This is a genomic window from Ktedonobacter racemifer DSM 44963 (genome assembly GCF_000178855.1).
In the GTDB taxonomy this organism is placed as follows: Bacteria; Chloroflexota; Ktedonobacteria; order Ktedonobacterales; family Ktedonobacteraceae; genus Ktedonobacter; species Ktedonobacter racemifer.
Map to the genome: position 1 here is coordinate 2,373,130 of NZ_ADVG01000003.1, position 23,235 is coordinate 2,396,364.

17 protein-coding genes and 3 pseudogenes are annotated in these 23,235 nt (G+C 55.1%); 9 read left to right on the plus strand and 11 right to left on the minus strand.

Going from position 1 to position 23,235, the window contains the following annotated elements; all coding sequences use genetic code 11:
• Positions 1–293: 293 nt before the first annotated feature.
• Complete coding sequence (locus KRAC_RS39460) at positions 294–497, minus strand: transposase (protein WP_040445722.1); 204 nt, start codon at positions 495–497, stop codon at positions 294–296.
• Positions 498–614: 117 nt separating this feature from the next.
• Positions 615–1,400 (minus strand): alpha/beta fold hydrolase, encoded by a 786-nt coding sequence (locus tag KRAC_RS39465; RefSeq protein WP_007917057.1) that lies wholly within the window; start codon positions 1,398–1,400, stop codon positions 615–617.
• Positions 1,401–1,694: 294 nt separating this feature from the next.
• On the opposite strand from KRAC_RS39465, the pseudogene KRAC_RS80035 reads away from it, so the two are divergent.
• Positions 1,695–1,856 (plus strand): annotated as a pseudogene (locus KRAC_RS80035) (multinuclear nonheme iron-dependent oxidase); the annotation flags it as partial.
• Positions 1,857–1,887: 31 nt separating this feature from the next.
• Positions 1,888–2,472 (plus strand): MbnB/TglH/ChrH family RiPP precursor modification enzyme, encoded by a 585-nt coding sequence (locus KRAC_RS39470; protein WP_274532171.1) that lies wholly within the window; start codon positions 1,888–1,890, stop codon positions 2,470–2,472.
• Between the two features lie 86 nt (positions 2,473–2,558).
• On the opposite strand, the gene KRAC_RS39475 is transcribed toward KRAC_RS39470, so the two are convergent.
• Complete coding sequence (locus tag KRAC_RS39475; protein ID WP_040445724.1) at positions 2,559–3,983, minus strand: hypothetical protein; 1,425 nt, start codon at positions 3,981–3,983, stop codon at positions 2,559–2,561.
• A gap of 675 nt (positions 3,984–4,658) precedes the next feature.
• Here KRAC_RS39475 and KRAC_RS39480 point away from each other — a divergent pair.
• Both KRAC_RS39480 and KRAC_RS39485 read left to right on the plus strand, forming a co-directional pair.
• Positions 4,659–5,510, plus strand: coding sequence for a PP2C family protein-serine/threonine phosphatase (locus KRAC_RS39480; RefSeq protein ID WP_040445725.1), 852 nt, complete (start codon positions 4,659–4,661; stop codon positions 5,508–5,510).
• Positions 5,511–5,989: 479 nt separating this feature from the next.
• Positions 5,990–7,540, plus strand: a complete 1,551-nt coding sequence (locus tag KRAC_RS39485) for an outer membrane protein assembly factor BamB family protein (RefSeq protein ID WP_007917065.1) — start codon at positions 5,990–5,992, stop codon at positions 7,538–7,540.
• A gap of 611 nt (positions 7,541–8,151) precedes the next feature.
• Here the strand turns inward: KRAC_RS39485 and KRAC_RS39490 are convergent.
• Positions 8,152–9,279, minus strand: a complete 1,128-nt coding sequence (locus KRAC_RS39490; protein WP_007917066.1) for an RNA-guided endonuclease InsQ/TnpB family protein — start codon at positions 9,277–9,279, stop codon at positions 8,152–8,154.
• Positions 9,280–9,334: 55 nt separating this feature from the next.
• Between KRAC_RS39490 and KRAC_RS67230 the strand changes: the two genes are divergently transcribed.
• The 3 genes from KRAC_RS67230 to KRAC_RS72240 all read left to right on the plus strand — a co-directional run bounded on the left by KRAC_RS67230 (position 9,335) and on the right by KRAC_RS72240 (position 10,518).
• Complete coding sequence (locus tag KRAC_RS67230) at positions 9,335–9,547, plus strand: ribbon-helix-helix domain-containing protein (RefSeq protein ID WP_075164473.1); 213 nt, start codon at positions 9,335–9,337, stop codon at positions 9,545–9,547.
• A gap of 177 nt (positions 9,548–9,724) precedes the next feature.
• Complete coding sequence (locus tag KRAC_RS39495) at positions 9,725–10,213, plus strand: pyridoxamine 5'-phosphate oxidase family protein (RefSeq protein WP_007917069.1); 489 nt, start codon at positions 9,725–9,727, stop codon at positions 10,211–10,213.
• A 47-nt stretch (positions 10,214–10,260) separates the two neighbouring features.
• On the plus strand, positions 10,261–10,518 hold the full coding sequence (locus tag KRAC_RS72240; RefSeq protein ID WP_007917070.1) for a hypothetical protein: 258 nt from the start codon (positions 10,261–10,263) through the stop codon (positions 10,516–10,518).
• Positions 10,519–10,852: 334 nt separating this feature from the next.
• On the opposite strand, the pseudogene KRAC_RS39500 reads toward KRAC_RS72240, so the two are convergent.
• The 5 genes and pseudogenes from KRAC_RS39500 to KRAC_RS39520 form a co-directional block, all read right to left on the minus strand.
• Positions 10,853–12,089 (minus strand): annotated as a pseudogene (locus KRAC_RS39500) (RNA-guided endonuclease InsQ/TnpB family protein).
• 92 nt (positions 12,090–12,181) lie between these two features.
• Complete coding sequence (locus KRAC_RS39505; protein ID WP_157507587.1) at positions 12,182–12,523, minus strand: hypothetical protein; 342 nt, start codon at positions 12,521–12,523, stop codon at positions 12,182–12,184.
• A gap of 348 nt (positions 12,524–12,871) precedes the next feature.
• Positions 12,872–13,402, minus strand: a complete 531-nt coding sequence (locus KRAC_RS39510) for a class I SAM-dependent methyltransferase (protein WP_007917072.1) — start codon at positions 13,400–13,402, stop codon at positions 12,872–12,874.
• A gap of 148 nt (positions 13,403–13,550) precedes the next feature.
• Positions 13,551–14,842: pseudogene (locus tag KRAC_RS39515) on the minus strand (MFS transporter).
• Between the two features lie 157 nt (positions 14,843–14,999).
• Positions 15,000–15,716, minus strand: coding sequence for an IS6 family transposase (locus KRAC_RS39520; RefSeq protein ID WP_007917073.1), 717 nt, complete (start codon positions 15,714–15,716; stop codon positions 15,000–15,002).
• Positions 15,717–16,097: 381 nt separating this feature from the next.
• Here KRAC_RS39520 and KRAC_RS39530 point away from each other — a divergent pair, with 381 nt between their 5' ends.
• Positions 16,098–18,542, plus strand: a complete 2,445-nt coding sequence (locus tag KRAC_RS39530; protein ID WP_007917075.1) for a Tn3 family transposase — start codon at positions 16,098–16,100, stop codon at positions 18,540–18,542.
• Positions 18,543–18,728: 186 nt separating this feature from the next.
• Here the strand turns inward: KRAC_RS39530 and KRAC_RS39535 are convergent, their stop codons facing one another.
• Positions 18,729–19,409: a response regulator transcription factor gene (locus KRAC_RS39535; protein ID WP_007917076.1), complete on the minus strand. Its 681-nt coding sequence runs from the start codon at positions 19,407–19,409 to the stop codon at positions 18,729–18,731.
• Positions 19,402–20,793 carry a sensor histidine kinase gene (locus tag KRAC_RS39540; protein ID WP_007917077.1) on the minus strand — a complete coding sequence of 464 codons (1,392 nt, stop codon included), beginning with the start codon at positions 20,791–20,793 and terminating at the stop codon, positions 19,402–19,404. The genes KRAC_RS39535 and KRAC_RS39540 overlap by 8 nt, the downstream gene beginning before the upstream one ends.
• Positions 20,794–21,106: 313 nt before the next feature.
• Here KRAC_RS39540 and KRAC_RS39545 point away from each other — a divergent pair, with 313 nt between their 5' ends.
• A complete protein-coding gene (locus KRAC_RS39545) occupies positions 21,107–23,161 on the plus strand; it encodes a glycosyltransferase family 39 protein (protein ID WP_007917082.1) in 2,055 nt (684 codons plus the stop codon).
• Positions 23,162–23,235 lie beyond the last annotated feature (74 nt).

The window sequence follows — 23,235 nt, forward strand, 5'->3', positions numbered from 1 at the left end:
ACGACAAGAAACCGGAGAGCCGGATGCGCGGAAATCGCGCACGTCCTGGTTCGGGAAGGGGCGGATGAAAACGTACCGCAAGGCAACGCGTCAGCCGCCTACTTCACAACATTCGCAACCGCTATACTGCCTTTCGGGGTAGTGGGCTGCTGTCAATCAGCCCTGAAGCCCAGTCCTAGGATGTGGGCAAGCTTCTGCATTCATGCATGAGGTTATTGACTGGCGAACCCCTTTAAGCCACGTCGTAGAGGCGAGCAAAAGCCGAACGGCGAGTTTGGGCGCGAGGAAGGCCATCAAACCATGCCATATTGCGAACGAGCGCTCTGATCAGCGGCTGTGGCGACGTGTTGCAGGTGCGTTTTTTCCTGCCTGATATACCGGGAACGGCGCAAACCCATCGTGCAAACCCCTTGTGAGACCGTGCCCTCAATCCCGGCTTGCCTGGCGTAGATCTGGGTGAAATCTTTGGTTTTCTCCTGCCCTCGCCTCTGTTTCAAGGCAAGATATTGTTCTTGCGGACGAATCGTGACGGTACGACGGATATGGCGGCTTGATTGGAGAAGGACAGGCTTGACAGTCTGTTGTCGAGAACTTGATCTTGAGAGGGAGCTGTCTCAGCCAAGGAAGAACGTTCTCAATGCGGGGGCGAGAACGTCGTCAGCGGGGCCGTGGCCTTGACCTTCCAGTGTACGCAGCTGCCCATGAGGCATCGCTTTGCTCAGTGCTCGCGCCGTCTCATACATAAAGGGATAGCTTGCGCCACCGTTCATGATCAGCGTAGGCACGCGCACCTGCACTGCTCGTTCGATGGGTACCGAACCGTCTTTTCCCAGGATGGCGGTATGGTCGTAGGCAAGCGTCGGCGCTATCGCCTCAAGCCGTGGCCAGGCCGGGGACTGACGCATGGCTTCTATCTGCTCAGCTGGCATCCCAACATACTGCATAAACAGCGCGACAGCATCGCCTCGGCGATCAGAGGCTAACGCTTGTGTCAGTTGGTAGATGTATGCTTTCCATGCGAGCTTTGCCTCACTCGCATCATTGTATGGGGCCTCATACATAGCAAGCTTCTGAATGTTCTCACCGAGTTGTACGGCTGCTTCAAGAGCAAGTGCCGCCCCTGAGGAATGACCAAAGACAAACGCTGGCCCACCAGCCTCGATGATCAGAGCTTCGAGATCTTCGACCTCGCGCTCGACCGCATAGGGTACGCTATCCTCACTCTCCCCTCGGCCGCGTCGGTCGTAGGCAAATACACTGAAGTGCGGCGCAAGGTGCGCTGATAGGGAAGACATGTCTGCACGTGTGGTCAGCGCGCCGGCCACCAGAATGAGCGCGGGTCCCTGACCCGACTGATCGAAAGCGATGGGAGTACCGTCTTTTGAAATGACTGTTCTCATGGAGTTTCCTCTCTTGTAGATCAACTGCTGTTTCCTCTTGCTTGTACATAGAAGCAGTGTAGCGCCCTGGCCTACAAAAAACTTCTCGTATCTTGCTCTTCACCACCCGATGAACGGGGATCACGGTCTTGACCGGAACCACTCCAGGACAGGTGGAGCAACTCAGCGACGGACTCATTCAGTTGACCGTGCTCACCCCTCAGGGGGAACAGCAGATAATCGGCTCGCATAAAGAAGCACCTGTATAGAGAATCATTCTCTATACAGGTGCTCTTGTTATAAGCTATTGATTTTCTGGAAATTATTACTGAGAACTATCTCTCACACCCAGATGCCTATAGATCATTAGAAGAGTTGTGTGATCACTTCCCTGTCATCCCCCATGGAGTGGATTTATCAATAGGATCGATGATGCATCTCGAGACATTGTACCTCAAAGCCATCAAGCGCATTTCGGATGTGACGAAGGCTCCCTACTATAGCGAACATCTGTGTAAGCGAACATCTGTGTATGACCAAAACGCCAGGGTGCTATATTGGCCATCTTGCGCCTTTATGGTTCTCAGAGGAATTATTGCAGCACGTAATTCGTCGTGTTCATATGCTTCAGGACTATCTAGAGAAACCACTCATCCTGGAGAATGTTACCTATATGTTGGAAATCCCCTCTAGCCCTATGAGTCAGACCGAATTCTTTCAACGGTTGGTCGAGGCAACAGGTTGCGGCATTTTGCTTGATGTCACTAATGTCTTCATTAATGCAGCGAATCATGCATTTGACGCCCGACAGTTTGTAGCGCACATGCCACTCTCACATCTCGTGCAAGTCCATATTGCTGGCGGATATCAGAGAGGTGGTTGGTATGTTGATGGACACAGCGAGCTTGTGCCACCCGATATTTTCAGCCTTTTTGAATACTTGGTATCACTGTGTCAGGTAAAAAGCGTTATCTTTGAGCATGATGCACATTTTCCTCCCATCGCTGATCTGCTACAGCAGATGGATCGGGCACGCGCTATTGTACGTCGACAACAGAGGAATGATATGCCAAATGAATGCGTTTCTTCATAAATATTGACGACTTAGCACATCAAGAGTAGGATACAGGAAATTGTACTGAGGCCTCTCCGGCATACATGCACGGAGGTTCCTGTTCCTCACCCACCGTTTCCGGCCTCTCCCGAAGGAGAAACCGGCTCTTGGTGGAGATAGGCAGGACTTTTCAGCCGACGCGCTCTGGCACGGGCAGCTTTGCCAGAAGCCGACACGCCCATGCTTGGGGGGAATGGCTCCCCTTCATTCGCACGTTGTTGCAGATCCTCCATCACGGCTCGCAGGCGCGGCTCCGCACCTTCCCAGACGTGCTGGGTGATGGAGGGTGTTGTTTGCTCAGGTTCCAGGTGGGCAATCAGGAAGGCCGAATACAGATCACGTTGCACTGGTCCCAACCCGCACTCACAACGGTGCCAACGCTGTGATCGTGGCTTCTTGTGATACTGCCCCGACTTCTGGCAGTACTGAGAGAGTTTGGTTTGGTAGGCTGAAACTTCGCGCAGGGTGCCGCCAGTTTTTGCAACTATGCGAGTCAAATGCGCTACAAACATCCCTGGGGCGCGAAGTCCGATGCTCCGACCATACTGCTTCTGCCATCCTTTGAACGAGGTTTTCTCTATGGTGATCGTGGTGCCCACCGAAGCGATGCGATGAGCCAGGTGTCCATGCAGACTCTTGCGGTGAGCAGCCAGCCGTCTTTCGGTCGTGGCGTGTTGTCTCCTGGTCGCCTGGTATCGCTTACTCTCCCTCCATTTGAGACGACCCTTGCCCTTTTTGACACGGCCCTTTTCGTCGTAATTGTTGGGATTCGTGGCGCGTCTTTGCCGGTCCATCTTGCGCTGCAACCGGCGTTTTTTGCTGGCATTGGGGGAAAGCTCCTGGCAGAACGTGACCAGGTCCGCCTTTGCTCGACGAGGGACAAGAGCGAGTGTCGATGGGCCAATATCCAGGCCAATCGTGTCTTTGCCGACCTCCTCATGCTTCGGTTTGACGAAGGCATGGCCCTCTAAAACCAATTGCACGGAATAACGATTGCTGTCTTTATCGGCTCCCTGTGCCTGTGGTGAGGAAGCTTTGCGGCGAACCAGGCGCACATACTTGATGGGGTGGCGCATGCCATGCTGCACCACTGGGTCTCCCCAGTCGATGATGGCTGGGATGACCTCTTGGTTCCAGATCAGGAAGCCGCCATCGCCCGCATTGGGATCACACACGAAGCGCAGGCCGACATCGTTACGTTTGCCCTCCACGCTATCGATGCCACGTCCCTTGCTGCGGAAGCGTACTCGTGTGGCTTTCCCAACACAGACCCGATTGACCGCCTGATAGGCGCGAGTCGCAAGGGTTTGAGCCATGGTGCTCTCGATGTGATCAGCGATCCACGAGACACGGGCACGCTTGGCATACTCGTGTAGCTCGTATTCGGAGAAGTGATACTTCTTGCGTAAGGCAGAAAAAGCCTGAGCGCGTTGCTGTTTGTGCGAGCGTGGGAGAGCCCGCGCCTTGTTCCATGCAGAATCATTGCGCATGCATCGGAGCCGCTTCATGGCTTCAGCAAGCAGAGCGTTGTAGAGGCACCGAGCCGCTTCCAGGTGCGCACGTACCTGGCGTTCCTGGCTCCAATCGACCTGGAGAGGGAGTTCGAGAAGAAAGGTCGGTGTCGCGGGCTCGCTTCATGACGTGCTTTGCCTTCCAATGCAGAATATCTCTTGAGAAAGAGAGGGGACTACTGCCCGTCCCTCGTGTCTTTCTCCACGTTCACATGCCTACACAGCTATTCCAGTTGGGCAGGCTTCTTCCGGTCACTCGACGATGTACCGTTCGGAAATGGATTCGTGAGAAGCAACTCCGCGCTCTTCAGGTAGGTCGAAGAGGAGGATACCATATCCGGCGCTCTGACTTCCATGAGCTTCGCGCGCAAGCGTGAGACAAGAAAAGACGATGACCGTTCTTCATCCTGTGGAGAACACGGCGCGAAAGAAGAGCGATGCTTCCTCTCCACCCAACCAGCCTGAAAGGAACGCCCATTCATCCCCGCCTTAGAAAGAGCGGGGCTTTCTGGGCCGTTCTCTGTAAAAGAGAGATTAGTAAAATCCAGCTGGGTGCAGATGTGCAGTCACTCATCATCATAAATGTGCATAAAAAGCGAATGTAGACGCAAGTTTCTTCTCTGAAGTGAGCGACAAGAGGAAGGTACGAATTATTTGAATCAGCATGTGATGAGCTTACAGTTAAACCACTTTCTCATTGATAGTGCCAATCAAATGCATGAGCAGCGATCTCAAAGTGAAGACTACGTTCTGGTGAATGGTGAGAGAGGTCTGCTTGGGGTATTTGATTCAGTGGGAGGAAGAGATAGAAATCTTCTGGTTTCACATCTCGCTGCCATGACAATCTCCTCTGCCTTTGAAGCTTTACCTGAAACTGATTGTCAGCTTGGGCATACGGAAAGAGAAGCATTGTTGCAGCAATTGATACATCTCGCGGATACAACCATTGCTTCACTGACCCTACCCCCGGAACAAAGAAGGCCCGCGACAACCGTCGCACTTGGCATCCTCTCTGTCCTGAAATCTCAGGCCTTCTTCTATTTGGCTCATATTGGTGATAGCAGAATCTATCTTTTGCGAAATGGGCAGCCCCTCCAACGACTCACGGAAGATCATGGCTACTTTTCGTTTGCTATTCAACAAGGCTACTTGAGTAGAGACGAAAGCTGGCGTATTGAGCAAGCCAGAAACGCACACGATTTATCGCCATGTGACAAGGAGCACTTTGAAAAAAGGAATAAAATTACCTGTGCAGTAGGATGGTCTGACTTTTCGTCGATTCCAACGCGTTGCGTTGCCCTTCAGCCTGGAGATCGCATTGTGTTCTGCACAGATGGAGTTCATGACAATCTTACTGATCAGGAAATAGAAGAGATTTTGTTAACTTCAGAAGCGTGTACCGCGAGAAATCTGGTAGCTGCCGCGTATCATCGTTCTCAACAACCTGATTTTCGCGCAAAGCCAGATGATATAAGTGCAATCCATGTTTTGTATCAACCATGCTAACCACAAGTAGGATTCCTGTGTAATGCTGCAAACAGAACCGGAGACAATTCACAGGTTCGACAAATGTCTGAGAGCGTATCTGTCTCTGGCCCTTCTTCTAGCAGTCTGTCGGAGAGAAGCTAGTGCCTCTGGCTTGGGGTTTGCCTCGAAGTTGGAAGCGAAATTTGGAGTAGCCTGCTGAACCAGGCTGTAGAGAGCTACGATAGCACTCTCTGCCTGGACAGAAAGCAGTCTGTCTTACCGCTTTTCCCTCTCCATGCAAACACCATCGACTGCCTTCTCCTTCCTCTTCCTCGTTCTGGTTCCACCTCTGCCCCCACTTTTGAAAAGCTGGGGGCCCAGAGGTTCATCATTGATCAGTGAATGTCCAGGAACGAGGGAAAACAAGAGATAGAGATTGTCTCAGATCCGGCGCATGGGTCATTTGCCCCATGCATTTCGCCGCGTTATCTGTGATACTAGCAGAAAAAGGGGGCAAAATGGAGACTTTTCTGATCAAGAATGGTCTGCGCAAATCCCAGGCGAAACGCTGGTTTGGGTTTTGTGCTGCTCTGGGGCTGATGTTGGTCGGCAGCCTGGCCTGTGGCCCGGCTTTCAACCGAGGTGTGCCGCCACCTCCCTATGATGCGGCGTTTGGTTCAAGTGGGGACTGCCAATCGACAACGCTGGATCGGGCCGCAACCTCAGAGATTCTCACGATGGTTGTCTCAAATGGGCCGAATATCACGCTTTGCGATTTAAATCCTTTGAATGGACTGCTGCGGGGACATACGGATCTCTCGCTTCACGGCAGCCCCATTGGTTATGCAGATGGTCTGCTCTATGTCAATGAACGAGGAGGGAGCGATGGTCACAGCCTTGCCCTCTGCGCGGTCGATATCTCTCACGGACAGATACGCTGGTGTCAGTCACAGATTCAGGGAGCGCTTCAGGGAGTATTTGAGCCTTCTCATTTTTCACCCATTCTCGGCGCGAACGGCATTATCTACATGAGTATATTCTTTCAAATTATTTCTCCTCCTAAACACATAAATACTCCAACAACGCTCACACCTGCCGCTACTGTCACTCCTGGACCTCTTGCTCCCACTTCTCCTGTAGCTACTGCTTCCCCAACAGATTCCCGGCCCTACTCGGTCTTGTATGCTTTCAATGAGGCGAATGGAAGGATCGTGTGGCAATATTCTCTGGGTCATCTGTATTTCGAGGATCTCGCTCCTCCGCTGCATCTGAAACTGGGTCAAGGCATGCTTTATACACAAGTGCAAGGAAGCGATGATCACACTCGCATTTGCGCGATACGAGCGAGAGATGGCAAGCAGACCTGGTGCCAGGCTTTCGCGCACCCGATTCTGGATGGCATCGCCCTGGGTTATGGGACGCTCTATGCGCGAACCTCAGACGACGAAGATTATCTGTCTCCTGGCGATGATACAGACGTGTACGCTCTGGATGCAGCCAATGGCGCGCAGCGCTGGAGCGTTTCCCTGGGTCCATCGACAACGGGGTCCTACACTCCCTTGATCGAAGTTGCTGGGAACAGGGTGTATGTGAACAGGAGGAGGTGTGAGTGTGACAGCGCCCATCCATCAAGTGATGCTGCGGATTACCTCTTTGCATTCAATGCCAGCAATGGCACCAAGCTCTGGACAACGGTTATCGAAAGCATCTGGACGCTTCTTCCGACAGCCACAGATGGGGTGATTTACGCCGGGAGCCAGCTTGGAGGAGGCGTAACGGCTGTGCGGGAGAGTGATGGAGCTCTCCTTTGGCATCAACTCTTGCCTTCTGCCAACATACCTTGCTGTAATGTTATGGACACCATGGTGAGTGGTAATCAGGCCATCTTTGTGTCGATTACGAACGGAGCATATGATTCTGATCTTGTGGCGGTCAATAAGCTGACCGGGAGCATGAACTGGCAGGATGACGGTTGCGACAAACCTGGGGACGCCACTCTATCCTCCCCCTGCTATTGGAACGCGGGTTTCCCAGAGCCAGCGATTACTGTTCTCTTGCCAAGTAACTGATCAATATGAACCTCTGGGCCCCCAGCTTTTCAAAAGTGGGGGGCAGAGGTGGAACCAGAACGAGGAAGAGGAAGGAGAAGGCAGTCGATGGTGTTTGCATGGAGAGGGAAATGGTAAATGACTTACGAAGTGAGCGGTTTTTGCCCTCAAAGGTTGACATTTGTCCTGAAGGTTGAGCAGTTCAGCCATTGATAGCGGATCAAGCCGCGCCACAAGCCAATATGTGTGAAGCGTTTTTGTAAATTCGAGCAGCAGGAACGTCGCATTTCACGCTTTTACCTGCACCAGCACTGTAAATTTGGGAACTGTTCAGGTCTGTCCCACTTTAGGTGAAGGATGAGCTTACTTTGAGAAAAGCCCAGACTCTTTGAGCGCAAAGAAACGGGCTTTTCTTTCTTTACACAAGAGCTTTCATCGAGAGTATGCCAGACTCATTAAACGGGAGGAATCTGCATAATTGTTGAACCGCAAAAAACTACTAATAGTTTTCCTAAACCGGATGAGGCATTGACACTCCCCCGGATAAATCGCGGGGGATTCTTCCTTCATCCAGGTGACTTGCTGTCCCCCATCACTGAAAGGCAGTAGCGGTCGTCCTGTCCAGAAGCGATTTATGCACTCAATGGTGCATCAGTTCCCATCTGCCCGACGGTACTGAGAGCCTTTTGCAAGATGTTGCAGGCGGCGTTGTGATCCCTGTCAAGCACAACGCCACATCCTGTACACACGTGGGTACGCACACTCAAGCTTTTCTTGACCAGCGTGCCACAGGCGCTACATTTCTGGCTGGTATAGTGTGGTAGCACTGCTATGACAGGAATGTGATGCATAGTTGCATAGTACTTGACCCATGCCAGGAATTGTCCCCATCCGGCATCATGAATACTCTTGGCAAGGTGCCTGTTTCGTACCATGTTGCGAATCTGCAAGTCTTCAAAGGCAATGAAATCGTGAGATGACACCAACGCGTTTGCCTGCTTTCTGGCAAAATCTTCGCGCTGCCTTTGGACCTTGAGATGGGCTTTCGCTACCGCTTGGCGGGCTTTTTTGCGGTTCTTGCTTTTCTTCTGTTTTCGTGAGAGGCGGCGTTGCAAGCGTTTGAGGCGTGTTTCAGCCTTGCGATAGTGACGGGGGTTCTCGACAGTATTGCCCTCGGAATCGGTGGAGAACGCTTTTAAGCCGACATCGATCCCAACCTGTTTGCCCGTGGGAACATGCTCCACTTTGCGCTGTGCCTGAACGCAAAATTGGGCATAATACCCATCTGCACGTCGGATGAGACGAACACGCATGATGGCAGGGATGGGGCGGGTCGCCAGATCACGACTGCCGATCAATCGTACTCTTCCAATGCCACAGCCATCGGTGAAGGTGATATGCTTGCCATCGGGGTCCAGCTTCCATCCAGTTGCTTTATACTCGACGCTTCGGTTATCGTGCTGAAACTTGGGATACCCTTTCTTCCCTGGTTTCTTCTGTTTGCAGTTGTCGTAGAAGCGTGCAATGGCGGACCATGCCCGATCAGCAGCCGCTTGACGAGCCTGGGAATTGAGGGAAAAAGCGAAGGGGAATTCTTTGGCAAGAACAGCGCAATAGCATTGCAGGTCATTCCTGGTGGCGTGCTCATCCATCCACAAACGCAAGCATTTGTTGCGAATGAATTGCACAATGCGAATAGCTTCCTCAATGGCGGCATATTGTTGTTTGGTGCCATCAATTTTGTATTCGTAGACCAGCATTGGGTCCCTTGCTCCTTTCCTTCCCGGTATGCTCTAATCATACATCAAAACTATGATGTATGCAAGAGGTGAAAGAGCGAGACGTACAAACATTTATCTGAATGAAAAACAACACCAAAAATTGTATGAGCAAGCTGAGAAAGAGGGTGTTCCGGTTGCAGAATTAGTACGACGTGCGATTGATGCTTTTCTCATGTGGTACGATCCAACGTATCATCCCATCCCCCCTACTCCCCAAACAAGGAAGAGCCATTCATCCCCTGGCTAAAGCACAGGGGCTTTCTGGCTCGTTTCCTGTAAATGGATGGTCGCTCAATTGTGCAAAATTGTGTGACTTTGCGTGCGTCGTTTTTGGCCTTTCCGGTTTTCCTTCGCGCAAAGAGAATGGATTGATATCTTCTCGCTTCCTGCGAGAGAAACGGAACAATTGAAAGGAGTTCTTGGGATGAACGAACCCATCACAAAAGGGGTCACGCCATGGGAGGAGACGCGTCGGGTGCTGGAAGCAGCCGAGCTGTTCTGGCTCTCAACAGTGCGGGCCGACGGTCGCCCTCACGTCACGCCGCTCGTGGCTGTGTGGCACGACGGGGCCATCCACTTTACCGCTACCGACACAGCACAGAAGACTGTCAACCTGCGTGGAAACCCGCACGTCATTCTGACGACTGGCTGCAACCAGAAAGAAGGACTCACCGTGGTGGTTGAGGGCGACGCCGTGCGGATCACCGACCAGGACGCGCTCGAACGCTTAGCCTCGGTGTGGGCGACCAAGTGGGATGGAGACTGGCCATACCAAGTACGCAACGGTTATTTTTACCTCTACGATGAAGACAAACAAAGAGTTCTCACAGATTCGAACCTCGTGTTCTCCGTCAAACCCACCAAGGTCTTCGCATTCGCCATAGGCCTTGGCCAAACCCGCCACCAGTTCTAACTGCTCGCGTCGCGTAGCCACGCACACGGGGGAGCTGGCGGGGTGGGGTGGTGTCCCCCAAGTTGCCAGAGCTGGCCGGGGTGATCGTCGAGGCCTCGGCCTGGTCACTGGTGGTTTTCATTTACCCTGATTCCCCCTTTAGTCAGAGCGGCGTGCCGTCCCCGGAGCGGGAGCAGGCCGAATTAGGGGGACGTTCCTGCTGCTCGAATTTACAAAAACGCTTCACACATATTGGCTTGTGGTGCGGCTTGATCCGCTATCAATGGCTGAACTGCTCAACCTTCAGGGCAAATGTCAACCTTTGAGGGCAAAAACCGCTCACTTCGTAAGTCATTTACCAGGAAAAGCGGTAAGACAGACTGCTTTCTGTCCAGGCAGAGAGTGCTATCGTAGCTCTCTACAGCCTGGTTCAGCAGGCTACTCCAAATTTCGCTTCCAACTTCGAGGCAAACCCCAAGCCAGAGGCACTAGCTTCTCTCCGACAGACTGCTAGAGCCAAGTGATACCAATATTATGAAGACCGATGTGTGAGTACAAGGTATCGTTCCTGTAATTCCATTGCCCTCTCTTCAACCTCTGAAAGAGGTAAGCGCTTACAGTATCTTAAAATGATGGCGAATATGCCTATACGTCATCCGTTCAGACGGCCAGCCGTCTGGGGAGAACTGCGGCTCCCGCTACTCCTCGCCCCACTTGCAAAGGGTCGGAGTTACTTTTGCGTAAGATGTTGTAGGATCCGTTGATATCGGCATGAATGAGGCGTCCATCCCTGGCACGATACCAACTGCGAGCCACACGCTTGCCTGAGAACACCGGCTTCTCAGCAGCGTTGGCCTCATAGGGTGGGATGGGGTCGCCGTCCAGAAAACTGGCCTTGCTGGTGTAGCTTTCTTCTTGAAGGATGACCCTGACCCCCACCAGATGCGCTTTGTAGGTCAACTGCTCAATGAAACGAGCATGGGGAAGCTGCACAAACTGCTGGTTGTTCCTGCATCCCATACTCACCTCTTGTTTCCACAAGGGATTCTTGCCAATCACCAGCGTTCCGATGCCTTCGCCCACCAGCAGATCAATGATGCGACGGCTGGCCGTGTGCAGATACGCATCCACACGGCGATTGCGCTTCGTCGTCACACGATCCAACTGGCGCGAGGTGTATCGGTTCTCATGCGCGAGGCGTTGCTGCTGCTTGGCGCGCTCTTTGTTGTAGGACTGATTCAGGCTTTTGAGGGGTTTGCCACTCACCAGACGAGGCACAAAGCCGGGCTTGTCGCTGGTGATGGCTGCGAGCACGTTGACGCCCACATCCACGGCTGCCCGAAGCTGTGGGTTGACCGCAGCCGGTTGGATCTCCTGCTCATAGACGACCTCCAGCATGTAGCCATCAGCGCGTGGAACGATGCGAACCTGCCGGATGGCTTCCCAGGTGATCTGAGTTGCTATCTCAATGGGAAGCCCTGATGGGACCAGCTTGCCCGTGCGCTTGAATACCCTCTTGCCCAGGGCTTTTTTCTCGTAGATGAGCAGGAAACGGCCCTTGGTCTTGTCTTGATAGCCAGGGACCTTGGGGCGTCCCGTGAAGGCGGAGGGATCTTCGCGATAGGCCTCCATCACGCGCAAAAAAGCTGACCCAGTTGTGGTGGAGCTGAATGAGGATGGCATTACTGACTTTGCGAGGGAGGGCACAATAGGCCTCATGCTGTTTCAAGCGATGGAAGATGGCAGCGTAGGGCAGGTAGGTTCCCTCGTGAATGAAGGCTTGCCGGACGTGGTAATTGGCCTGATTATAGAGGTTTTTGGAGGCAAAAGCTGCCCGATCAATGATGGCAAAGCGTGCATCCTGATGACGAATGAGATGTCGTTCGACCAACTGCATCTGGTGCCTTCTCCCTTTCCAACAACACGTCCTTCGTGTCGGTGAACCTCTCTCTTGGCGTTTCACACAAGAACATTCTTTCTAACGAAACTCTACCAGAGATATCTCCATTTGTCAATATCTAGCATGATTCCTTGGAAACGTTTATCACACTCATAGCCTAATATATCTCGGTAAAACATCATCGCCTCATCAGTAAAGACGATGGTTCCGTCTTCCTCAATATCTTCAATCCCATCCAGATACAGTCCTGCCTGATTGATTTTGAGCGCATGATGCATACTCACCTGATGAGGTAAGGCAACATCAATGCCCTGAGCATGGGCATATATCGGATACCCTCCAGGCAACCCGCATGGTCCCGGAGCATGCATCATCTCATGTGAGTCTCTGACGATGCCTTGAAAAACTGCCATCGCCGATGCCGCCGTCATCAGTAGCCCTGTATCCCCACCTGTACGCTGGAATGTCGTTGGCAATGCCTCAAACACACGATGCGCATCAACTTGAGGGGTAATGTCCTCTCCATTTGCCAGAAATGTGGAGTGAAAAGGCAGTCCCTCAATTTGGCACGAGACATTCGATAGCTCACAGCACGCGCCATAACCAGGCGCACATCAACCTGCTCAAAGGGCTTATCTTATAAACAAACCAGCAAAACGAGTAGAAAAGATGCAAGGGAAAGCCCTTCTGCAAAGACAATGATTAGATCTGGTATGTATCTCCTTAACACCTTCGTCAGATCTGGCTCCGGCAGACGTTTGGCTCGTTGGAGCATCACATTAAAACATAATACTCAACGCCGCGTACATCTCGCGCAAGAAGCGGCTGGGAACCGTGGCGAGCAGGCGCGTTGAGCCGAAGCCGTGCTGCTGGGCGAGCTTTTCCCAAGTGGGATAGGAGAGCGGATAGGGTACCCAGGGATTGCCATGGTCAGCGTTATATTCGATGAGCAGCAGGCTCCCTCCAGGGCGTAGATAGGAGCGTAACTGGTCCAGCACCGCCCCCTTGTGGCGTACAAAATGCAGCGAGTTGGCTAGCAGTATCCCATCAAGTGGCGGCAGATTGAGCAGGCGCGTAAAATCAGCGACGATGTATTCAACGGCCACAGCGGGAAAACGCGCCCGCATGGCCCTGGCTTGCTCCTGAAGGGCGCGTTTATCCTGATCGACAGAATAGATGTGCGCGCCTGAGCCGAGCAGGTTAGCGAGCGCCAGCGTAAAAGCTCCTCCCCCCGATCCCAGGTCGGCCCAGGTTCCGCCAGGGGCGCTAATCCCCTGGTGAATAAGTTGCACGTGATCCTGATGCTGCATGGTCTCCTCCTCTAGAGAAACTGTACCACATCTGCCGCCCACCTCGCGTCCTGGCCATTGTGGCTTCTGGGGCGGGATGCCTTTTCCTCAGCTCAGGTATAACCCCGGGAGCTAGCCAGACGCTGCTCCGGGGTATGCCTGAATTGTGCTAGCTTGCGATCTTGTCGAGTTCTTGCTTGTGCTCATCCTGGCTGGCGGGTATTGCTGCCGGGTTTTTTATGAGTAGAGCTGCGAGAAGACCCGTGAGCAATGCCAGTCCCAGGGTAAGGTAGAGAGCTGCCTGATCGCCCGTTGTCGTGGCAATTTTCTCATTGCCGCCAACCGCGAGGGCCACTGAGATAGCAACCATACTGGCCAGGCTGGCACCGAGCGCCCCCCCAAGCTGTTGTGAGGTGTTAATTAGTCCGGCAGCCAGACCCTGAAATGTTGCCTCCATCTGTGATGTCGCTGCAATGGTTGTGGTAACTACTGTGCAAACAATCCCAATGCCAGAGATGAGGTAGCCCACAATGACCCATGTTGCCCCACTAGAGGCAGTGATGCGCGTGAGCAGGAGGCAACTCAGAGCAATCAGGATTGGACCCAGCAGCGCGGCTTTGCGCAGCCCGGCGCGCTTGATTGCCCAGCCCGCAAGTTGACCGCCAATGATTCCACCCGCACCAGCAGGCAGAAAGGCCAGTCCGATGGCAATAGGAGTGAAGCCCAGCACGTTGTGCAGATACAGAGGCAGAACAAACGCAAGCAGGCTCGCAATACTTGAGGTCAGCAACGCGGCCAGGTTTGCGCCAGAGATATTGCGCAGGCGGAACACGCTCAATGGCACAAGGGGATGCTGGCTCCGCTGCTCAACGACGATGAAGAGCACAACCAGGATCACTGCCAGCAATCCAACAAGCAAGGTCTGGGCCAGCCCGGAGGTAGGCGTTGCCAATCGGGAGAGCGCCAGCACAAGCGAGGCCATCGCGCCTGTTCCCAGGACTGCCCCAGCCAGGTCAAGCGGTTCACGCCTCTTGTTCCCTGTGGAGTTTGGGAGCAGCGAGATAGCAATCAGGAAGGCCAGCAGGCCAACGGGCACATTCACAAAGAAGACCCAGCGCCAGTTGAGCAAGCTGGTCAACATTCCACCCAGGATTCCGCCGAGGCTAAAGCCAATGCCGGCAACCGAGCCGAAGATGCCTAGCGCCAAGTTGCGTTCCCGCTCTTCAGGAAAAGTCGTGGTGAGCAGGGCCAGCGCGGCGGGCGAAACAATCGCAGCTCCTAATCCCTGGATCGCTCTGGCTATCATGACAATGAGAGGGGAAGTAGCCAGCCCCCTGCCAACGAGCCAAGAGAGAACAGGAGCAGCCCAAACTGAAACATCGACTTGCGGTTAAAGATGTCCGCAGCCCGGCCACAGAGCAGCAGAAAACCACCAAAGAGCAGGGCATACGCGCTTACCACCCATTGCAGATCAGACCCGGCCAGGTGGAAGGCCTGCTGGTATTGTCAACTTATTTATAGGAACGCGGATTACTGCTGAGTTATAAAGAGGAGAGATACTAAAGACAGTGAAGAGGAGAGATACTAAAGACAGTGAAATACTGGGGAGGGTTGGCTGTTATGCGATGAGTTTTCCTGCGGCTATCTCGTTCCACTCCAAGAACCTGCCCTGTAAAATAGCACGATATTCTCTAGAGCTCAAGCGGTGCCTGCGCGGCTGGAAATGCCCAGCGATGGGCCCGAAGGCTGAGAGAAAGTGTTGGGCTTGCTTGGCTGATTTGAAGCGCCGCATTTTCTTCTCTCGTAGCCGCGTGGGTTGGTGGGAATGTTCCGCTCGATTGTTCAATCCTTTGTGCTGCCGATGCTCCACGCCGGGCAGGAGATCGCGTTTCGCTGCACCATAGCTCTTCAATTTATCGGTGATGATCACTCGGGGGACATAGTGCAACCTTTTGAGGAGCTTGCGGAAGAATCTTTTGGCCGCGTTCTTGTTGCGTCGGTTCTGTACCAGGATATCGAGGATGTTGCCGTACTGATCAACAGCTCTCCACAAATAGTGGGTTTTGCCGTTGATTTTCAGATACACCTCGTCCATATACCATTTGTCTCCCGTTTTCGGACGGAGACGGCGCAACTCGTTGGCATACAGGTGTCCAAATCGGAGGCACCACTGACGCACGGTTTCATACGTCACCACGATTCCGCGCTGTGCCAGAAGCTCTTCGACATCGCGAAAGCTGAGCGAGAAGCGGAAATACAGCCACACTGCGTGGCTAATAATTTCAGGTGGGAAGCGAAAGCCTTTATAGTTCGGAGCAGTGGAATTTGTTTTCATGAAGCTATTCTAGCACATTGTTCAGCTACGTTCCCAAGTTGACAATACCCCTGGAGGTCCTCCAGCCAGAGGGTGAAAACGGCTTCGGGAGAAGGAGCGGGGAACGAGGGTCTGAGCATGTTTTTTCACCTGTTTCTGTTTTTTCGCCTGTTTTTTACCGGTGTTAGCAGTATAGCACACCGAGGCCTCTGAGCGAAAAAGATGGGCTTTTTCAAGATAAAACAGGCGAAAATACAGATTCTCGCCTGTTTTTTTCGTGAATCCTGCGGAATGACCCCTGGATCAGCATGTGGAAGATGTGGTACAATCAGCTCACCCGTTTCGGTGACAACAGGCAGCAGATGGAAGAGAAGAAAAAGAGAGGAGATGAGCACCTGAGCCATGCCGACCCGTGAGTTATTATCTCCCGCACAACGAACCCATATGCTGCGTCTCCCTGACGAGCTGAGTGATCAATTGCTGGCCCGCTATTACACGCTCTCCGATGAGGATCTGGCCCTGATCAAGCAGCGGCGGCGCACGCAGAATAAATTAGGCTTCACGGTGCAACTCGCCTATCTCCGTTTCCCTGGGCGGACCTGGTCTCCCAGCGAAGACCTCCCTTCGCGCTTGCTCGCCTATCTGGCCGATCAACTGCGCGTCAATCCGCTCAGCCTCATGCAGTATGCGCAAGGCCGGGAAGCCACGCGCTTCGAGCATCTGGCGGAATTGCAACTGGTCTATGGGTTCCGCTCATTTTCGGCGAGCGCGTATCGGGAACTCTCCACCTGGTTGCTGCCGCTTGCTCTCACCACCGATAACGGCATCGCCTTGATTGAAGCACTCCTGTCAGAAATGCGTGCGCGCCAGATTCTCAGTCCGGGCATCACGACCCTGGAACGGCTCGCCTGGGAGGTCCGTCGTCGAGCGCAACACCAAGTCTACCGCATCTTGACCGAAGATCTCACCGACGTCCAGCGGACCCAACTCCAGGCCCTGGTGACGGTGATGACACCGGCCCGACAAACCCTGCTGACCTGGTTGCGCCAACCTCCGGGACATGCCTCTCCTGCCAGCTTTCGCAAGATCGTGGAACGCTTTTGTTGGATTCGGGATCTCGATCTCGATCCGGGGGTACTCACCCGCATCCATCACAATCGTTTGCAACAACTGCGGCGCGAGGGCGAGCGCATGACCGCGCAGCGCCTCAATCAGTTTGACGCCACGCGCCGTGACGCGACCCTGGTTGCCTTTCTCTTGGCCACGGAAGAAGAGCTTGTGGACCAGGCCCTCGATATGCACGAGAAGCTCTTGGGATTGCACGCGAAAAAAGGCGAGCGCAAACACGAGAACCACCTCAAACAGAGCCGAAAAGCGCTTCATGAGAAAGTCCGGCTCTATGCCCGCGTGGGCAAGGCGCTGATCTCGGCAAAGGAGACGACGGAGGACGCCTACGCCGCGATTGAGTCGGTCCTGTCCTGGGAGCGGTTCGTGAGTACCGTTGACGAAGCGGAACAACTGATGACGACCACCGAGGTGGATACCATTGAGCAACTGGTGGGCCGTTATGACCAATTTCGCAAATACACCAAAGAACTGGTGGCCACCTTCACCTTTCAGAGTACCAAAGCGAACGAGCCGCTCTTGCAGGCCCTCGATGTCTTGAAGGAGCTGAACACCACGGGGCAGCGCACGGTTCCCAAGCAGGTCCCAACCGCGTTTGTCAGTGGCAAGTGGGAGCCGCATGTGCTCAAGGATGAGACGATCGATCGGCATGCCTACGAACTGTGCGCCCTCTCTGAACTGCGCAATGGACTGCGTTCGGGCGATATCTGGATCACGCGCAGCCGGCAGTACAAAGCCCTGGAAGACTATCTGCTTCCCGATGCCGAGTGGCAGCGATACCAACAGGAAGGAACCACCGAGATCACCATTGAGCGTGATTGGCCCACCTATCTCGCAGAACGCCAAGAAGAACTCAAGACGCAGTTGCACACGGTGGAACAGCTGGTAACCACCGGCGCGTTGCCCGATGTCCGCCTGGCCAAGGACAGACTGGTCATCACACCTCTGCCCAAAGCTGTGCCCGATGAAGTAGAAGGACTGGCGCGGCAGGCGTACGATCTGCTCCCGCGGGTTAAACTGCCCGATCTCCTGCTGGAAGTGGATGCCTGGGCACCGTTCTTGCGCCATTTTACGCATTTGCAAACCGGCGAGCCAGCCAAAGACCAGACCGCACTGCTCGCGGCGCTCCTGGGCGAAGCGCTCAACCTGGGACCAGCGAAGATGGCCGAGGCGTGCGTGGGGATGACGTTTGCTCGGATCAGCTGGGTTGAGGACTGGTGCATGCGTGATGAGACCTACACCAAGGCATTAGCGGAAGTGGTGAACTTTCAGCACCAGCATCCATTCGCGGCGTATTGGGGCGATGGCACCACGTCTTCCTCCGATGGGCAACGCTTTAAAGTAAGCGGCAGGCGCACCCCTGGTGCCACCGTGAACCTGCGCTATGGAACCGAGCCGGGGGTGAGTTTTTACACCCATCTGTCCGATCAATACGGCCCCTATCGCGTCAAAGTCATTAGTGCCACCGCTCGTGACGCGCCTCATATGGTGGATGGACTCCTGTATCACGAAACCGACCTGGCCATCCGCGAGCACTATTCAGATACCTGGGGGTATACGGACCAGGTTTTTGGAATCATGCGCCTCCTGGGCTTCGAGTTTGCGCCACGCATTCAGGATCTGGGTGGAAAACTGATCTTCACCTTTGACAAACCGGAATGTTATCCAACCCTGCAGCCATTGCTAGAGAACTGGTCAAGAAATGAAGCGCCTGGGCTTTGAGCCTATGAAGAAGCAGTCATTGCTTTTCACCCAGCCACACGCTTCGAGTTCACTCTGCTTGACTGCATCGCTTCTCCTTGAGAAGAAAAGTGATTCAAGCAAAAGGCTGCTCCGATTTTCTGCACAATCGAAGCAGCCGCACAAGCAGAGACCTTCCTTTCCTCACCCAACGTAGCCCATCATCGGTCAGGTTTCTTCTCTTCGCCGAGGAAGCAGACCGCGCTCGATCGCCACCATGACCGCCGCTGCGCGCGAGTCCACATTCAGTTTGGCATAGAGACTGTTCAGATAGGACTCGACCGTGCGGCGGGTAATCCCCAGGCGCGCACCGATCTCCTTGTTGCGTTCTCCCGCCGCGAGCGCGCTCAGCACCTCCTGCTCGCGCTCCGTCAGTTGGACCTCGTGGATGCTACCTGCTGGGAGGAGCGCTGATGCGCTCCGACGCGCCGCATAGTCCAGGACACGTCTGATCGTCTCTGGCTGCACCAGCATCTCGCCACGAGCAGCGCGCTCAATCGCTTGCAAGACCACCTCAACATCGCTTTCTTTCAGCAAATAGCCACGAGCGCCTGCTTGTAGGCTACGGAGCATCAGTTCGTCTTCATCGTAGGTGGTCAGCACGATGATGGCGATGTGCGGAAACTGCGCACGAATCTGCTCGATCGCCTCCAATCCATCCATCGCGGGCATGCGCACATCCATCACCACCACATCGGGCACCAGCTCGCTGACCAGGTGGATCGCAGCGACTCCGTCAACGGCCTCCCCGACCAGTTCGATCCTTTCCTCCATCCCAAGCATCATACGCAGGCCCGTGCGGACCACCGGGTGATCGTCGGCGATGACGACCCGAATCTTCTCAGTCATACGTCTGCTCCTCTCCGCCCAAAGCAGGGGAGCCCTCCCGCTCACGCAGGAGAGCTGGATGGTCTGATGGGGCGAGAGGGACACGGAACCGGAGGGTAGTTCCTGCTCCCTTCGCACTGCTGAGCGACAAGCTTCCCCCGACCAGCTGCGCGCGCTCTTGCAAGCCCAGCAACCCATAATGACCGGTGTGGAGTTCCGAGCTTGCAGGATCAAAGCCCTGGCCATCATCCTGCACCGTGATCGAGAGCCACTTTTCCATGACCCTCGCTTCGACGCTCACGTGCCGGGCCCTGGCATGACGTGCGACGTTGCTTAACGCTTCTCCCATGACGCGCAGGACATGCTCGCAGTGCTGCGGAGGGGTGTGTCCCAGATCATCGAGCTCGGTGTGGCACTCGATCCCAGTCAGCTGGGAAAAATGCGCGATCTCTTCCTGAACGGAGGCGACGAACTGCTCAATGCGAGGGGTCTTCGCGCGCAGATCACGAATGGCGTGACGCGCCTCCACCAGGGCGGTGCCCGCGCTGGAGAGCGTCTGGCTAAGCGCTTGCTGCGCCTGGCGATAGTGCTGCCGGTCCATCTGAGCAGACATGACTTTCAATTGCATGATGATCCCGGCCATGCCCTGCAACAGGGTATCATGCAGCTCACGCGCCATGCGCTGGCGTTCGGCGAGCAGGGTCAGCGTTTCAATTTGCCTGGACGAGGCAGCAAGCTCGCGATGAGCTGCCTGTAACTCGCGATGCGCCCGTTCGAGTTGCGTTTGTGAGTGAGATTGTTGCCAATACAAAACCAGGTAACCGAGCACGAAAAAGACGATCGTCATCCCATCAGAGAGGCTCCAGACATTGAACCAGAGCGCCGCCGCCGCCAGGTTATTCCCGAAGGAAACGTCTAAAGGGATGCGCGCGTGCGCAGCCACCAGATCCTTCCCAGAGGAACCGCCTAAAGGGATGCCCACGCTCAGCGCGACCGCAAAGAGCAGGAGAGAGCCCGTGGCAATCAGGAGCATAGGGCCAACGCGTTTGGACATAGCTAAGGCACACAGTGTCAGTGCCAGGTAGAAATTCAGCGCGAGGTTGGGCTGTCCTGCCACCAGAGACATGGCGAACACCAGCAGCCCCTGCACCAGGAAATACAGCCAGAAGAACCGGGGCTGTACCCGGTCAGAAAGTCCTCTCCAGAGCAAGAAGCTATACAGTGCCATCAGCAGGAGAGAGAGCAGGGTGAGCGGGAGGGGCGGGGGGGGCTTCACGGCAACCTGCTCCGAGCCAGAAACAGCATTCTGTATATCTCTCCCAACAAGCCACGCGGCAACCGTCATGCCTATCCAGAGCAGGAGAAACCAGCGCAGCGGCGACTGGATAAGAGATTTCTTCTTCATAACAACGGAGCCTCCTTCCTTGATGAGCGATGCTTTTCCGTTTCCGCATTAGTATACCATCGCTTCCCTCTTCTGCCCACGTCAAAATTACTCCCGTAATGTACTCCCGTAATGTATCCCCGCCTCTGCAGACATTTCTATCAAAGGAGATTCCACGATGACAAACAGCAGAACAGGCTGCTAGAGTAATAAGTGGAATGGACCGCTCGTCTGCAGGGAGCAGGTATCCATCCCTTGCTGTTGCCCGGTGTGATGATCTCCTTTTCTCACAGAGAGGAACGCCAGGCAACAAACGTGAAAGGAGAACCAAACTATGGCTGAGGCATCCACAACACATCCTCAGGCGGAACCTGAACATCCGAGAGAACAACAAGAACCGAAGCGCTTTTCCGTGCACGGGCCTCGCCTCGCGCTCTTCGGCATTCTCGTCCTCGCTGTCCTCATGGACTTCTACCGGCTGGGCCAGGATGGCTTCGGTTCGTATTATCCGCCTGCTGTGCGCAGTATGGTGGACAACTGGCATAATTTCTTTTTTGCCGCCTACGATCCCGGCGGCTTCACTTCGCTGGATAAGCCCCCGGTGGGTTTCTGGTTCCAGGTGCTGAGTGCCAAAATATTCGGCTTGAATACGGTCAGCGTGCTGCTGCCCCAGGCACTGGCTGGAGTGCTGTCCGTGTTCCTGCTCTATTATCTGGTGCGGCGCCACTTCGGTGTGGTGGCTGGCTTGATTGCAGCGCTTGCTCTGGCCATCAGCCCGATCAGCGTGGTGACCAATCGCAATGCTACCATCGATAGCACACTGACCCTGTGCCTGCTCCTCGGGGCGTGGGCAGTGATGCGGGCAGCGGAGACCGGACGTTTGCGTTGGCTGCTGCTCACTGCGGTGATTGTTGGCATCGGTTTTAATATCAAGATGCTGGAAGCCTACCTGGTGGTGCCTGCCTTCGGCTTGCTCTACCTGTTGGCCGCTCCCACCAGCATCAGAAAACGAGTGCTCCACCTGGCCCTTGCCCTGCTCGTGCTCCTGGTCGTCTCGTGCTCCTGGGTGCTGGCGGTGGACCTGACCCCGGCGTCGCAGCGGCCCTATGTGGGCAATACTCAGGACGATTCGGAGCTCAGTCTGGCCCTGGGCTACAATGGCATCGGGCGTCTGCTAGGGCTAGGGAGGGGGAAGCTTATTCAAGGAAACGGAGGGTCGGCACAACCATCTAACGGAAGCTCTACACCTCCGGCTAAATCTGCGGGGGGCCCAGGAGCTACGGGGGGGCCGAGGGCTCCTGGTCCACTGCGTCTCTTCGCGCAGCAGCCACTGGCAGGACAGACCGGCTGGCAGTTGCCGCTGGCGATTCTGGGGCTGGTCGCGCTCGCCTGGCAGGGACGTCCTCGCCCGCGAGAAGATCGCCACGTGCACTCGCTGCTGCTCTGGGGGATGTGGCTGCTCACCATGGGCATCTTCTTCAGCGTCGCAGGCTTCATTCACGAGTACTACCTGACGGTGATGGCCCCGGCCATCGCTGCTCTCTGCGGGATCGGCCTGGTCGTGATGTGGCGGGACTATCGCGGTGGAGGCTGGCGCGGCTGGCTCTTGCCGGCTGCCCTGCTGCTCACCGCGGCTGAGCAAATCGTGCTGCTCGCCAGTTATCCCACGTGGGGGAAGTTTCTGATCCCCTTGCTCACCATTCCGTGTCTGCTGGCCGCAGGCATGCTCATCAGCGCCCGCATCGCTTCGCTTCGGACGGGTAAAGCGAAAGCGGTCCGCTTGCTCCTGCCTGCTCTGGTCGTCGGGCTGATCGCCCTGGTGTTTGCCCCCATAGTGTGGGCAGCTCTCCCCATCCTCCAGGGGACCGAATCGGATCTCCCCCTGGCCGGTCCGGCGCGGGGGGGTAATGGTGCCGGCCTCGCTGTCCAGGGCGCTGGTGGGACGACCACCGGTGAGCAGGCATTCCAGAATGGCGGTCTCGTCGTGAGCCCTGGCGGGCAGGCCACCGCTGATCCGGCGCTGGTCCGCTACCTGGAGGAGCATCAGGGCCACGCACATGTGCTGGTCGCCACCGATGTGAATGCTGATGCCCTCATTCTCGCTACAAACAGGCCGGTGATGCCACTGAGCGGTTTTTCAAGCTATCCGCTGACGGCCAGCGAAGCGGCATCCCTGGTCGCCAGTGGGACGGTGCGCTTCTTCCTGCTGACAAGCGGGGGAGGGGGCCCACATGAAGGCGGACCCAGCTCCGTGACGTCCTGGGTGGCGCAGCACTGCGCGATCGTGTCGCCGAGCTTGTGGCAATCCCCCCTGCCCAGCCCTCCTGCTGCCGTGAGTGCTCAACTGGGCACCACCATCCTGTACGATTGCGCTACACTGCGTCGCTGATCCACGAGCGCCCGTGTTCTGCGTGCCGACATCCGCACCAGGACACGGCTCCCGACCTGTTTTGCTGAAGGGAC

Coding starts and splice junctions, on each gene's coding strand:
- KRAC_RS39505 (WP_157507587.1), bottom strand. CDS start 12,523: ATGACGGCGGCATCGGCGATGGCAGTTTTTCAAGGCATCGTCAGAGAC.
- KRAC_RS39520 (WP_007917073.1), bottom strand. CDS start 15,716: ATGAAAACAAATTCCACTGCTCCGAACTATAAAGGCTTTCGCTTCCCA.
- KRAC_RS39490 (WP_007917066.1), bottom strand. CDS start 9,279: ATGCTGGTCTACGAATACAAAATTGATGGCACCAAACAACAATATGCC.
- KRAC_RS39465 (WP_007917057.1), bottom strand. CDS start 1,400: ATGAGAACAGTCATTTCAAAAGACGGTACTCCCATCGCTTTCGATCAG.
- KRAC_RS39530 (WP_007917075.1), top strand. CDS start 16,098: ATGCCGACCCGTGAGTTATTATCTCCCGCACAACGAACCCATATGCTG.
- KRAC_RS39540 (WP_007917077.1), bottom strand. CDS start 20,793: ATGAAGAAGAAATCTCTTATCCAGTCGCCGCTGCGCTGGTTTCTCCTG.
- KRAC_RS39475 (WP_040445724.1), bottom strand. CDS start 3,983: ATGCGCAATGATTCTGCATGGAACAAGGCGCGGGCTCTCCCACGCTCG.
- KRAC_RS39495 (WP_007917069.1), top strand. CDS start 9,725: ATGAACGAACCCATCACAAAAGGGGTCACGCCATGGGAGGAGACGCGT.
- KRAC_RS39545 (WP_007917082.1), top strand. CDS start 21,107: ATGGCTGAGGCATCCACAACACATCCTCAGGCGGAACCTGAACATCCG.
- KRAC_RS39535 (WP_007917076.1), bottom strand. CDS start 19,409: ATGACTGAGAAGATTCGGGTCGTCATCGCCGACGATCACCCGGTGGTC.
- KRAC_RS39510 (WP_007917072.1), bottom strand. CDS start 13,402: ATGCAGCATCAGGATCACGTGCAACTTATTCACCAGGGGATTAGCGCC.
- KRAC_RS39485 (WP_007917065.1), top strand. CDS start 5,990: ATGGAGACTTTTCTGATCAAGAATGGTCTGCGCAAATCCCAGGCGAAA.
- KRAC_RS67230 (WP_075164473.1), top strand. CDS start 9,335: ATGTATGCAAGAGGTGAAAGAGCGAGACGTACAAACATTTATCTGAAT.